The following is a 13604-nucleotide window of genomic DNA, read 5'->3' as shown; positions in this document are numbered from 1 at the left end:
GGCTTACTCGGTCGGCCCGTCGCGTTCTGTCGAGGCGAGCGCCTTCTCGGTGACCTCGTCCTTGCCGGCCCTGTGCTTGCCGGGATGGGTCAGCGAGAAGTGCGCCTCGTCCCGCATGCGCTCGACCATGTGCGGGTAGTGCAGTTCGAACGCCGGGCGCTCGGACCGGATGCGCGGCAGCTCCTTGAAGTTGTGCCGCGGCGGGGGAGAGGTCGTGGCCCACTCCAGCGAGTTGCCGTAGCCCCACGGGTCGTCCTGCGGGGCCGGGTCGCCGTAGCGGTAGGAGCGGAACACGTTGAACACGAACGGGAGCACGGACGCGCCGAGCAGGAACGAGCCGATCGTCGAGATCGTGTTCAGCGTCGTGAAGCCGTCGGAGGCGAGGTAGTCGGCGTAGCGGCGCGGCATGCCCTCGTTGCCCAGCCAGTGCTGGACTAGGAACGTGCCGTGGAACCCGATGAACGTCGTCCAGAAGTGCAGCTTGCCCAACGGCTCGTTGAGCATCCGGCCGGTCATCTTCGGGAACCAGAAGTAGATGCCGGCGTAGGTGGCGAACACGATCGTGCCGAACAGCACGTAGTGGAAGTGCGCCACCACGAAGTACGTGTCGGACACGTGGAAGTCGACGGCGGGCGCGGCGAGCAGGATGCCCGTCAAGCCGCCGAAGAGGAACGTCACGAGGAAGCCGATCGAGAACAGCATCGGCGTCTCGAACGTCAGCTGGCCCCTCCACATCGTGCCGATCCAGTTGAAGAACTTGATGCCCGTCGGCACCGCGATCAGGAACGTCATCAGCGCGAAGAACGGCAGCAGCACGGCACCGGTGGCGTACATGTGGTGCGCCCACACGGCCACGGACAGCATCGCGATCGCCAGCGTCGCGAACACCAGGCCCTTGTAGCCGAACAACGGTTTGCGGCTGAACACCGGGAAGATCTCGGTCACGATCCCGAAGAACGGCAACGCGACGATGTACACCTCGGGATGGCCGAAGAACCAGAACAGGTGCTGCCACAGGATCACGCCGCCGTTGGCCGGGTCGAACACGTGCGCCCCGAGGTGCCGGTCCGCCGCCAGGCCCATCAGCGCCGCGGTCAGGATCGGGAACGCCAGCAGGATCAGCACGGAGGTGACCAGGATGTTCCAGGTGAAGACCGGCATCCGGAACATCGTCATGCCCGGCGCCCGCAGGCACACCACGGTCGTCGTCATGTTGACCGCGCCGAGGATCGTGCCCAGTCCGGAGATCGCCAGACCCATGATCCACATGTCCGCGCCGACACCCGGCGAGTGCACGGCCGAGGACAGCGGTGTGTAGGCGAACCAGCCGAAGTCCGCCGCGCCGCCCGGCGTGATGAACCCCGCGACCACGATGAGGCCGCCGAACAGGTACAGCCAGTACGAGAAGGCGTTCAGGCGCGGGAACGCGACGTCCGGTGAGCCGATCTGCAGCGGCAGGATGAAGTTCGCGAACCCGAACAGGATCGGCGTCGCGTACAGCAGCAGCATGATCGTGCCGTGCATGGTGAACAGCTGGTTGTACTGCTCGTTCGACAGGAACTGCAGACCCGGCCGTCCCAGCTCGCCGCGCATCAGCAGCGCCATCAGGCCGCCGACCATGAAGAACGCGAACGACGTGGTCAGGTACATGATCCCGATCTGCTTGGGATCGGTGGTCTTGAACAGCGAGAGGAAGTACGACCCTTTCGGCCGGGCGCGCGCAGCCCCCGGATGCGGTACCACCGGCGTGGGCTTGATCGTGGTCATCTCGCCTCCTCATGTACCGGGAACATCGTCCTCCCGGTCAGACCACGGGGCAATCCATGACGAGCACCGCGGAGGTCACCGGGACCACCGGAGCACCCACCGAGATGCCGCTGACCTGCACGTAGTAGGCGCCGGGGGCCAATCCGCCGAATTTGATCGTCATCGTCTCGGAGATCGCCGGACCGCGCGATTCGACCTGTTTGCCCTGCTCGTTGAGCAACGCGACCTTCAGCGCACGCGGGGTGGTGTCCTTCAGCTCGACGGTGACTTCCAGGTCCTCACCCGCCAGCACCAGGTCGGGCACGCTGACCTGCGGTTCCGTGGCCGTCACGTTGCGCGGGACGATGGCCTTCGCGGTCAGGAACGACTCGACCGCGTCGAGCACCGCCGCGTTGTCCTGCAACGACGTGTGCTGCTCCGTCACGCGGTGGAGCGTGTTCGACGACAACGCCAGGCCTCTCCTGGCCGCACCCACCGCCGGCACCGTCGCGTCGCCGTACAGGTCGTCGCCCTCGTACGTCCGGTAGCAGGTCACCTTGCCGTCGGCGATGCGTGCCGTGGTGGCCGTTGGCTGCTTACCGCCGAGGATCGCGTACGTCCGGTCGGCGAACGAGTCGGTCAACGCGCCGTGGAACGCCGCCGCGTCCTCCACCATCTTGGTGTCCAGCTCGGGCAACGACGTCTCGGTGGTCTTGAGCAGGCCACCCGGCGCCTCGATGCACGCGTACTCGGGCAGCAGCTGGTGCAGCGACGGCATCGAGCGGGAGAACTCGGTCAGGTCGATCGCGAGCGGTCCGAGGCCCTTGCGCACGCCGTTGACCAGCTGTTCCAACGCCGAGGCCGCGCCGCGGTACGGCGTGCCCATCGTGATCAGCTTGGCCGTGCGCTCAGCCATCCCGCACTGCTCGATGCACCACCGCGCGACCAGCCCGCCCATCGAGTGGCACACGAAGCTGACTTTGGCGTTCGGACCGATCTTGTCCAATGCCTCGTCCACGCGCCGGGCCAGCAACGCGCCGTTGTAGCGGTTCGACAGCCGCCAGTCGTAGGCGAACAACAGCAGGTTGCCCTTCTCGACGGTGTAACCGAGCGCGTTCATCCGCTTGGTCACACGGTCGTAGCCCTTCAACGGCGTCCAGATGCCCGGAATGACGTGCAGGTCCGACATCAGCGCGACGGGCTCGATGCCGTCCTGAGGGTGTTCGTCGCCGATGCCGGAAGGGAGCGTGAGCCGCTGGAGGCTCCGGCCGAGGGTCAGCACGGCCCGGAGCGCGGCCTTGCCGGACACCTCCCAGACCATGCCGTCCTTGTCGCGCAACGTGCTGCCGAGAATGCCGGGCAGGACGACGACGAGATCACTCATCTAGGGCTCCTCGGCCAGCGTGCGGATGAGGGTGAGCAGCTTGAGGTTCGCGGGCACCAGATAGGTCAGCTCGTGGATCCACGCCAGACGCTGTCCCACCGCGGGCAACGCCAACCGCCCGTCACCAGCCCGAGCGCGCGCGACCACCTTGTACAGCGTTGCCAACGCGTGGGGCTCCAACGCCGTCACGGCCTGTGTGAGCGCCTGAGGTGACGCGCTCGTGGCCAGCCCACGAAGGATCTCGGTGACCCGCGAGGAGTCTTCCAACGCGTCCAGCACGAGGTCGAGGACGTCGCTGTCCTCGTCGGCCAGCATCAGCAACGCGTGCACGGGCTTGTTCTCCCGGATGTTGCGCAGGACTTCCTTGTCCAGCAACTCTTCCCGGCGCGTCGCGAGGAGCTCGCGACGGCGGGCGGGAGTGGCGTCGACGAACTCGTCCGCGAGGCTGGCGAGCAGCCACGGCCGGTAGGCGAGCGCCACACCCTGTTGCTGCGCGGTGGTTCGGCGTGACTGGATGACCTGCGCCTCGATCAGGCTCGTGCCGTACAACGCCTCGGTGACCGCGACGTCCGCGTCCGTCGAGAGCAGCTCGGGGTGTTCGAGCAGAATCGCGCGTTCGTCGGCGTACGAGCGCGCGAACACCCACCGCCGTGCGGTCTTCAGCAACGCACGGTCGACGGTCAGCCAGTCCGGCGTGGTGTCCCACGGCCACGGGCCCGAGTCGTAGTGGCGGCGCGCGATCTCGTGCACGTCGTGGATGGCCTGCCGGGACTGGCCGACGTGGGTCAGCGCCTGGCACAGCCACTTCGCCGCCACCGGATCACCGGCCTTGATCGCCGCCGCCCGCAGCATCAGCAGCATCGCCAGGTGGGGACCGTTGAACCGGGTGGTCACGCGTTCCCAGGTCTCGTCGACGATCTCGGGCTGTTTCAACCCCGCGCAGATCGTGTCGAGCGTGAACAACGCCGCCGCCAGCGTCGACAGCCGGTCGGTGTTCTCCGGCAGCAGGCACACCTCGACCGTCCGCAGTCCGGTCGCCAGGGCCTCGCGGGGTTTGTCCGCGTCACGCTGGCGGCGCATCAGGTTGTGCAGCGCCTGGGCGTGGATCCGCAGCCCGTCGGCGAGATCGGCGGCCTGCCGAGCCGCGTTCAACGCCGGCTCCGTGCGGTCGACCATGCTGTAGGCGACGCTCAGGCTCAGCGCGGCGTCGGCGAGCAACGGGCGGAACGCGGCGTGCCGGCCGAGCGTGCCGCTGATCTCCGCGGCCTGCTGGGTGGTGCGGTCGGCGTCGGACAGCCTGCTCAGGGCGAGGTAGTCGCGGCTCAGCTCGACCAGCGCGGTGACCAGGTCCGCGAGGAACACCGGGTTCGTCTGCGCGAGCGAGTAGAAGAGTTCGACGGCTTGCTTGGAGCGTTGCATGGCTTCATAGCGGCGGCCCGTTTCGCTGCACCGCGCGGCGAGGCATGTCATCGCGCGCGCGAGCGGGGCGTCGGTGTCCACGGCTGCCACAGCGTCACGAGCCGTGGACAACGCCTCGTGCCGCCGCCCCAACATCGCGTAGATCTCGCTCAGGTCCACCAACGCGCCACTCAGGTGCGCCGAGTACGTCGGGTTGTCACCGCCGTGCGTCGTCGTCTTCGCGATGCGTTGCGCAAGCCGTTTGTGCGTGAGGCTTTCCGCTGTCGTCGGAGTCGACGCGACCAGTTCGCGATAGCGCACGACGGCCTCTTCCGCGGGCGCGACGGCCTGCTGCAACCGGCCGGCCTCGCGGAACCGCCGGCCGAGCTTGTTCAGCACGAAAGCCAGGTCCGCCAGGTACATCCGGGTCGTCCGCACCAGCGCGCGGAAGTGCTCGGCGGCTTCTTCGAGCGGCGGGATGGCCTCGTCGCCCCTACCCCAGTGCATCAGCTCGTTCGCCGCCGTCGTCGTCGCGAGAGCGATGTCCGGCAACAACATCCCCTTCATCACCGCGAGCGCGCGCAGCCCGTCCAGAGCCTGCGTGCCGGCGTGCCCGCAGTGCCGCCACGCGTACTTCCACAGGTAGCCCGGCACGTTCGGCGGCACGCCCGCCTCCATCCGCTGCCGGTACAGCCCGATCAGCGCGCACGCCACCTTCTCCGCGTCCGGCGCGAACACCTCGTCGCGGCTCGGCGCGAACGGCGGGCGCAGGTGGTCGGCGAACGTCTGATGCGTCAGCTTGAAGACCGCCGTGCCTTCCTCACCGTCCTGCACGATGTGGCGGCCCAGTTCGGTGAGCACGGCCGTGATGTCGTCACGGCCGAACGTCTCACCGGACAACGCCTCCGCGACCACGATCCACTCGGCTTCGGGGAATCCCGCGCCGTAGCTCCACGTCAGCGCGGTCAGCAGCGCACGGGCAGAAGGCACCTTTGCCAGCTCGCGGTCGAACGCCGCGTCCAGCGACAGCTTGAGGTCCGCACCACCGTCGGCCAGCAGCTGGTCGGTGAGCATCCACGCGGTCAGGAACGGCAGCGCCGCCAGTTCATCCACAGTGGACTGCGCCACGGTGGGGCCCAGGCGTGCCAGGACGTAGTCGCGCACGTCCGCGGCGTTGTCGGCCTCGTCGAGGTTCAGCACCTCGACCGGCGACAGCTCGGTGAGCAGCGGCGCGCCACCCGCGACGCGATGCGCCTGCCGCGTCGAGACGATCACGACGGCGTAGTTCGCGAGCTTGGTCAGCAGCGAGGTGGCGATCGAGAACGACTCCCCGCGCGCCTCGTCCAGCCCGTCGATCACGAGCACCGGCGGCGAGGTGAGGGTGCTGATGACACCGACGAGCTCGGCGGCACCTCGGCGTGGCCCGTCGGGTTCGGGGATCAGGCCCGCGCCCACGAGCTGGCGGCTGAGCAGGTCGGCCACGCGGTCGGCGTCCATCGCGCGGGCGTGCACGGCAGCGTCGACCGAGCCCGGCCCGGGGTCGGCGTGCCGGAACGACGGGCCGGCGGTCAGCAGCAGGTCGCGTTCCGCCGAGTTGGACAGGCTCACGACCCGGCCGACGATCGCGGACTTGCCGGTGCCGGGCGACCCGGTGACCACCCGCAGACCCGCGTTCCCCGACTTCACCCAGCTCACGACCTTGTCGACCTGGGCCGTGCGGCCGGTGAACCACGACCGGTTGTCCACCGAGTCACCGCCGCGCGCGGCCAGCAAAAGGTGCTTCACGACCGTGTTCGCGGCATAGAGCGGATTGGGCAGCATCGGCTGCGCGGAGCCGTACTGCATGAAGCGCGGCCGTTGCACATCGCTGTCCCACGTGTTCAGCAACGCCGTCCCGACCGCGCCACCGTCGACCAATGCCGTGCGGTCGCTCCACCGCCGTGCGTCCTCGTCCGCCGTGGGGCCTGTGCGCAGCAGCTTGCGGAGCTTGCCGCCGAACAGGCCGTCACGGGCCGTTTCGACGCTCGAACACGACACCAGCACGCCCGCCCAGTGCACCTGACCGGCCAGCAGCTCCTCCTGGACGGCGGCGACCGTGCGGACGGCCTCGTCGAGCTGGGCGCCGGAGTAGCAGGCGTCGATGATGATGAGCACCTGGTGCGCGCCCGACGCGGCACACCACAGCGCGAACTCGTGCAGCATGATGCCGTCGACCGCGCCGTCGTTGTCCCTGGCCAGGAGCCTGAGGTTGCCCGCGACCGGGATCGCGTGCCCGCTCCACAACGCCACCAGCGCGCCGCCGTCCTGCGGCTGCTGGCGGAGTCCCTTCATGTGCGCGCGGATCTCGGCCTCGGTCGGGTCGGCCAGCGGTTCGCCCTCGTAGCCCTTGAGCAGGGCACGCAGCTCCCGCACGTCGCTCACGGCGTGCTGAAGCGGCTGCACCAGCTCGTAGGAGCCGACGCCGATGCCGACGAACCTGCCTCTGACCCTCTCCTGCATGCGTCACAACCCCCTGTCCAGACGTCGTTCAGGGGGAGTGGGCGTTACGCCGGTTAACTCACTCGGACGAACGGGTGCCGTCTTTTTGCTCGGGCAACTCGATGTTGGTGTTCTTCTCCAGGAACCTCAGCAGCTCCACCGGGAACGGCAGCACCAGCGTCGAGTTCTTCTCCGCCGCCACCTCCACGATGGTCTGCAGCAGCCTGAGCTGGAGCGCGCCGGGCGTCGCCTCCATCGTCCCCGCGGCCTCGGAGAGCTTCTTGGACGCCTGCAGCTCGCCGTCCGCGGTGATGACGCGGGCACGCCGCTCGCGTTCGGCCTCCGCCTGCCGCGACATCGAGCGCTTCATGCTCTCCGGCAGCGCCACGTCCTTGATCTCGACCCGGTCGATGTCGATGCCCCACTCCAGCGCGGGGGTGTCGATCATCAGCTCCAGTCCCTGGTTCAGGTGCTCGCGGTTGGACAGCAGGTCGTCGAGCTCGCTCTTGCCGATGATCGACCGCAACGACGTCTGCGCCACCTGCAGCATCGCGAACCGGTAGTCCTCGACGTTGATGATCGCCCGCGCCGGGTCCTGCACCTTGAAGTACACGACGGCGTCCACGCGCACGGTGACGTTGTCGCGCGTGATGCCGTCCTGGGCCGGCACGGGCAGGGTGACGATCTGCAGGTTGACCTTCCGGAGTTGGTCCACCCCGGGAATCAGCATCGTCAGCCCCGGCCCGCGCACGCCCTTCTGGAGCTTGCCGAATCGGAACACCAGTCCCTGTTCGAACTGTTTGATCACTCTGGCGGTCATCGCGAGGCCGATGCCTCCGAGCACGACCAGCCCGCCGAGGATTTCGAAGAAGATCATGAGACCCCGCCCTTACGTCGGCGAATGCCCTTGATCTCCAACGGTACGCCTCGGGTCTGACAGTTATCGACAGGTCAGGATCGCGCTCGCCCAGTCGGCGTGATCGTGGGCGTTGCCGTCACCTCCGTCCGTCACCCGGAACGTCAGCACCGTTGCTCCACTCGTGTCCACAGTGATCGGGACCGCTGCGCTTTGCCCGGTCAGCACAGGGCTTTGGTAGACCGGCTGGCCGTCCTCGAGGATCTCGAACCGGACGGTGCCGCTGCCGTTCGTCTCGTCGTCGACACCGATCGTGGCGCTCAGCGAGGAGCACTTCCCGCCGGTGTAGACCTGGAACTCGGAGTCGGCGTGCGCTCCGACGCCCCGGTCGAACTTCGCACCCCGGATGCTGATCGGGTTGCCGTCGCCGCCGGAGTTCTCGCCGTTGCTGCGGTCGCGTTCGATCGGGCCCCAGCCGTTGCTCTCGTCGAGGAACTCCTGGGCGGACACCAGTGCCTGCCCCGTCGGCGCGGGTGGGGTGGCGGTGAAGTCCTTCGTCACGGTCGTGGTCGCCTTGCCGGTGGAGACCTCCGCGAACAGCGGCCTGGTACCGGTGTTCCCGCCCTCCCGCTTGATCGTCACCTTCGCGGCACCGCCGGTGAGGTCGACGGTCGCGGGGGAGACCGACCAGTCGTCGGGAGCGGTCAGCCTGGCCGTGGTGGTTCCCGGGCACGGCTTGGTGATCACCAGTTCGGCCTCCACCTGCTCGCCCGGTTCGAGCGCGGTGTCAGCGGCGTTGACCGCGACCGCCGGGGCGCAGTCGACGTGCCGGCCGAGCTTGCCCGTTGCAGCCTCCACGGGCGTGAGCGGACGCAGCAGCACGGAGTACGCGTACTCGTTGCCCGCCTCCACCTGGTACTGCGGCAACGGCTCGTGGAACGTCTCACTCACGCCTGTCACACGATGGGACGCGTGCAGGGTCGTCCAGCCGTCGTTCTTCTTGAGCGCGAACGGGTACGCCGCCCGGTCGAGGTCGTCGTACCGCGACACCCGGACGTCCAGATCACCCGCGACGAGCAGGCCCGCGCGGCCGTTGGACAGCGTCGCCCAGCGCGTGTCCGCGTGGTTGCCGAAGTCCTGCGGCTTGTAGTAGTCGTTGAACTCACGGTCCACAGTGGACTGGTAGACGCCGACCGGGTTGCCCGCCTTGCGGTCGTCGTAGTTCTCACCGGGCCCGCGGCCGTACCAGGTGAACTTCTGGTAGTCCTGCGGGACCTTGAGCGTGAAACCGATGCCCGGCAGGTAGCTCAGGTCGCGCATCCGATCCCGCGCGGCGACCCGGTGGCCGACGTTGATCTCGCCGTCACCGGTGATCCGGTAGGTGAAGGTCTGGCCGAACGACGCGTTCTGGACCGCCTGCGCCGTCGACTTCGCGGTGATGACCGTGTCCGTGGCGTTCTGGGTGACGGTGACGCTCGACGGCGTGGTCCTGAGCCGGTCCAGGCCGTTGCGGTACCAGGAGTTGTCCTCGCTCATGAACTCGTTGGACAGCGGCGCGCGCCACGCGTCCAGCTCCGGGCCGGTCTTGAGCAGCTCGGTACCGCGCACGCGCATCGACGTGAGGGTGCCGGACCTCTTGCTGACCACGTACCGGAAGTCCTTGCCGGACACCACGATCTCGTTGTCGCTCTGGGTGGTCGTCAGCTTGCCGGGGAAGGCTTCGGTGTGCAGGCCGGCGATCTGCGTGCCGCCCAGCGGGAACTGGCCGACGCCGACGTCGTTGCCTTCCCGGTCGGTGGCGCGGACGGTCAGCCAGCGCTCTGTCGCCGCGGAGTAGTCCGGGAACGTGATCGTGCCGGGCTGGAGCTTGCCGCGGTGCTGGGCGATCGTGCGGCCGTTGTCCTGGACCTGCCAGCGCAGTTCCAGGTCGTCGGTGCCGGTGAACTGGCGTTCGCTGACGGTCGTGAGCTTGTTGTCCGCGAACGAGAACCGGATGGGGGAGTGGACCGCCATCAGCTCGGTGGTCTCGGGCTGCGGCCGGCGGTCGGCCCACACCACGCCGTCGACGCCGCCGGTGCCCGCGCCGTAGGACTGCTCGCGGCCCCTGTCCTCCAGCTTCTCGAAGTCGAGCGCCAGCACGGCGGTCTTCTTGGGGTCCTGCGCCAGTTCGGCGTCGGTCAGGGCCCGGTGGTAGACGCGGACCTGGTCGATCGTGCCGTGCGCCATGCGGGTCTGGACGTTCTCCTGCATGGTCTCGGCGTTGCGGCCGATGTTGACCGGCCAGTGCGACCAGTCGATCGTGCCGGTGTAGGCGGTGGTCGCGACTTCCCGGCCGTCGATGAGCAGCCGGAGCCTGTTGCCGTCGAACGTGCCGGTGACGCGGTGCCAGTTGTCGTAGAAGTCGGCCGGCACCTGGGCCTCGACCGTGCGCCAGGTGCCGCTGTGGATGAAGAACTGCAGCGTGGTCCGGTTCGCCATCTTCAACGCGTACTGGTGGTCGCCCTTGGAGATGACGGTGAAGTCGCCGGTCCACGTGGCGGGCTTGACCTGGGCGTCGAGCGTGAGACCGGTGCTGACCTCGTCGAGCCTGCGGTCGCGGTAGACCTCCACGAAGTCGTCGAGTCCGCTGAGCCGCAACGCCTTGCCGTGCGGTCCGTCCACCTGGGACGGTTTGCCGGAGAGCCAGCTCATGATGCCGTTGGCGTCATCCGGGGTGGTGTAGAGCGGCAGCGCGATGTTCTGCTCGGCCCAGTCCCAGATGAAACCGCCCTGCACCTGCGGATAGGCGCGCACGACGTCCCAGAACTCCTTGAAGTTGCCAAGACTGTTGCCCATCGCGTGCGCGTACTCGCCCATGATGATCGGCTTGGTGGTCGTCTTCGCCTTGGCTTCCAGGCTCGCGGGCGACGGGTAGCGCGGGCCGGAGACGTCCGCGAACGGCGCGTCACCGTCCGGCACGTTCGGCTGGTGGTAGAGCGGGCGGGTGTCGTTCTTCCTGGCGTACTCGGCCATCGTGTAGTGCGCCTTGCCGAGGCCCGCCTCGTTGCCGGTGTCCCACATGATCACGCTGGGGTGGTTCTTGTCGCGCTGCATCATCGCGGCGAACCGGTCCTGGAACGCGTCCTGCCACTCCGGGCGTTCGGCGAGGCAGTTGTCCGGGCAGCCGTCGTGGTGGTGGGTCTCGATGTCGACCTCGTCGGCGATCATCAGGCCGTTGCGGTCGGCGAGCTCGTAGAAGTACGGGTCGCTCGGGTAGTGCGAGGTGCGGACGGCGTTGATGTTGAACCGCTTCATCAGCTGGACGTCTTTTTCCTGGTCAGCGCGGGTGACGTAGCGGCTGCCGTGCACCGACGTCTCGGCTCGGTTGGTACCGCGGAACAGGACGCGCTTGCCGTTGATCTTCAGTTGCCGGTCGATGATCTCGATCTTGCGGAACCCGACCGGCTGCCTGCCGGTCTGGACGACGCGGCCGTCCTTGACGAGCTCGATCTTGAGTTCGTAGACGTGCGGGGTCTCGTCGGTCCACTTCAGCGGGTTCGCGACGGTGCCGCCGGTGATCGGCACTTCACGGCCTTGCGGATCGAAGAGCCTGGTCCGGACGGTGTGGCCCTCGTTCGGCCCGCCGATCTTGACGTCCGCGCTGATCGTGGCGTCGCGGTACTGGGCGTCCAGGTCGGTCTTGATGGTGACGTCCTGGAGGTAGGTCCTCGGGGTCGAGTAGAGCCAGACCTCGCGGAAGATGCCGGAGAACCGCCACTGGTCGTAGTCCTCCAGGTGGGAGCCGGAGCCCCAGCGGTGGACCTGGACCTTCAGGGTGTTGCGGCCGGCCTTGAGCTTGCTGGTGATGTCGAACTCGGCCGGCGTGTAGCCGCCCTGGTCGTAGCCGACGTACGTGCCGTTGACCCAGACGAAGTATCCGCTGGTCACGCCCTCGAACCGGACGAGCGTGCGGTCCCAGTTCGAGGGCAGGTCGAACGTCTTCTCGTACACGCCGGTGGGGTTGGCGTCGCGCGGGATGGCCGGTGGGTTGTCCGGGTACATCTCGGTGGGGATGTTGCGGAACATCGGGTGATCGAGGAAGTCGGTCTGCCACGTGTGCGGCACCTTGACCGTGCGCCACCCGTCCGGGGTCTCTCTCACGTCCTCGGGCTTGTCGAACATCCGGATGCGCCACTCGCCGTTCAGGCTCAGCCGCCGTTCGGGCTTCAGATCCGGGTGCGGAGGCTCCTCGTGCTCCCCGGTCATTCTGGGATTCTCCAGATACGCCAGGGGATCCAGGGGTTCGGCCGATGCTGTTGCAGGGGAGAGTGAGAGCGCTACCACCGTGGCCACGACGACACGAAGCATGTCCTTGGACGCTAGGGAGGTGGTGACAACGTCGTCAACGAATGTCCGGCCTTTCTGTCTCGACGGGTTCGCAGTGGTGGTCCCAACAGCCGGAATACGCGCTCCGTACGGCGGTACGCGTTAGTGTCGGTCGCATGAAGACCTGGTCATCGATTCCTGTGCCGCGGGTTCCGGGGGACCCCCGCCCGCTGCGGCTGTTCGACACGGCTACGGGCGAAGTGCGTCCGACGGCTCCAGGAGACACCGCCAGGTTGTACGTCTGCGGCATCACGCCGTACGACGCGACTCACCTCGGCCACGCCGCCACCTATCTGGCGTTCGACCTGGTGCAGCGCGTGTGGCTCGACAACGGCCACAACGTGCACTACGTCCAGAACGTCACCGACGTCGACGACCCGCTGCTCGAACGGGCGTTGCGCGACCAGGACGACTGGGTCGTGCTCGCCATGCGCGAAACAGCGCTGTTCCGCGAGGACATGGAGGCCCTGCGCGTCCTGCCGCCGCAGGACTACGTGGGCATCGTCGAGGCGATCCCCGAGATCGTCGAGGTGATCGTCAAGCTCGTGAACGACGGCGCGGCCTACCGCGTCGACGACCCCGAGTACCCGGACATCTACTTCGCGCACGACGCCACCGGCCACTTCGGCTACGAGTCGAACTACGACGCCGAGACCATGACCAAGCTGCTCGCCGAGCGCGGCGGCGACCCGGACCGTCCCGGCAAGAAGCACCCGCTCGACGCCCTGCTGTGGCGGCTGAAGCGGGAGGGCGAGCCGTCGTGGCCGTCCGAACTGGGCGAAGGCCGCCCCGGCTGGCACATCGAGTGCAGCGCCATCGCCTACAACCGCCTCGGCATGGGCTTCGACGTGCAGGGCGGCGGCTCCGACCTCATCTACCCGCACCACGAGTACTCGGCCGCGCACGCCGAGGCCCACACCGGCGAACACCCGTTCGCCCGCCACTACGTGCACGCGGGCATGATCGGCCTCGACGGCGAGAAGATGTCGAAGTCGCGCGGCAACCTGGTGTTCGTCTCCAAGCTGCGCTCGCAGCAGGTCGACCCGAACGCCATCCGCCTGGCCCTGCTCGCCGGCCACTACCGCGCCGACCGCGCCTGGACCCAGTCGTTGCTCGACGAGGCCCAGACACGGCTCGACAAGTGGCGCAAGGCCGCCGGCCTGGACACCGGACCGTCCGCTGTGGACACCGTGACCAGGCTGCGTGACCACCTGGGCAACGACCTGGACACCCCGAAGGCACTCGCCGCGATCGACGCGTGGGCCGACGAGGCGTTGGCGCACGGCGGTTCCGAGAAGCACGGCCCGTCCCAGATCCGCACGGCCGTGGACGCCCTGCTGGGCGTGGACCTCTAGCCGGCCTGGCCGGTGGCCGCCT

Annotated in this window: 6 protein-coding genes; 1 reads left to right on the top strand and 5 read right to left on the bottom strand. The window is 68.2% G+C overall.

All coding sequences use genetic code 11. From position 1 onward, the window contains the following. Window positions 1–3: 3 nt before the first annotated feature. The 5 genes from ctaD to SK803_RS14660 form a co-directional block, all read right to left on the bottom strand. Window positions 4–1767, bottom strand: a complete 1764-nt coding sequence (gene ctaD, locus SK803_RS14680; protein WP_319966530.1) for an aa3-type cytochrome oxidase subunit I — start codon at window positions 1765–1767, stop codon at window positions 4–6. A gap of 37 nt (window positions 1768–1804) precedes the next feature. Then, complete coding sequence (locus tag SK803_RS14675) at window positions 1805–3130, bottom strand: esterase/lipase family protein (protein WP_319966529.1); 1326 nt, start codon at window positions 3128–3130, stop codon at window positions 1805–1807. Then, window positions 3131–7027 (bottom strand): AAA family ATPase, encoded by a 3897-nt coding sequence (locus SK803_RS14670; RefSeq protein ID WP_319966528.1) that lies wholly within the window; start codon window positions 7025–7027, stop codon window positions 3131–3133. 58 nt (window positions 7028–7085) lie between these two features. Continuing rightward, a complete protein-coding gene (locus tag SK803_RS14665; RefSeq protein WP_406601534.1) occupies window positions 7086–7883 on the bottom strand; it encodes a slipin family protein in 798 nt (265 codons plus the stop codon). Window positions 7884–7946: 63 nt separating this feature from the next. Beyond that, window positions 7947–12107 carry a glycoside hydrolase family 2 TIM barrel-domain containing protein gene (locus SK803_RS14660; protein WP_319966527.1) on the bottom strand — a complete coding sequence of 1387 codons (4161 nt, stop codon included), beginning with the start codon at window positions 12105–12107 and terminating at the stop codon, window positions 7947–7949. Between the two features lie 236 nt (window positions 12108–12343). Between SK803_RS14660 and mshC the strand changes: the two genes are divergently transcribed. Further along, entirely contained in the window at window positions 12344–13582 is a 1239-nt protein-coding gene (gene mshC, locus SK803_RS14655; protein ID WP_319966526.1) for a cysteine--1-D-myo-inosityl 2-amino-2-deoxy-alpha-D-glucopyranoside ligase, read from the top strand. Window positions 13583–13604: the final 22 nt, after the last annotated feature.

Source organism: Lentzea miocenica (assembly GCF_033949945.1).
In the GTDB taxonomy this organism is placed as follows: Bacteria; Actinomycetota; Actinomycetes; order Mycobacteriales; family Pseudonocardiaceae; genus Lentzea; species Lentzea miocenica.
This window is presented reverse-complemented; position numbering and strand designations above follow the sequence as displayed.

Excerpts from the sequence above, each read along its gene's own strand:
- ctaD (WP_319966530.1), bottom strand. The coding sequence starts at position 1,767 with ATGACCACGATCAAGCCCACGCCGGTGGTACCGCATCCGGGGGCTGCG.
- SK803_RS14670 (WP_319966528.1), bottom strand. The coding sequence starts at position 7,027 with ATGCAGGAGAGGGTCAGAGGCAGGTTCGTCGGCATCGGCGTCGGCTCC.
- SK803_RS14675 (WP_319966529.1), bottom strand. The coding sequence starts at position 3,130 with ATGAGTGATCTCGTCGTCGTCCTGCCCGGCATTCTCGGCAGCACGTTG.
- SK803_RS14665 (WP_406601534.1), bottom strand. The coding sequence starts at position 7,883 with ATGATCTTCTTCGAAATCCTCGGCGGGCTGGTCGTGCTCGGAGGCATC.
- mshC (WP_319966526.1), top strand. The coding sequence starts at position 12,344 with ATGAAGACCTGGTCATCGATTCCTGTGCCGCGGGTTCCGGGGGACCCC.
- SK803_RS14660 (WP_319966527.1), bottom strand. The coding sequence starts at position 12,107 with ATGACCGGGGAGCACGAGGAGCCTCCGCACCCGGATCTGAAGCCCGAA.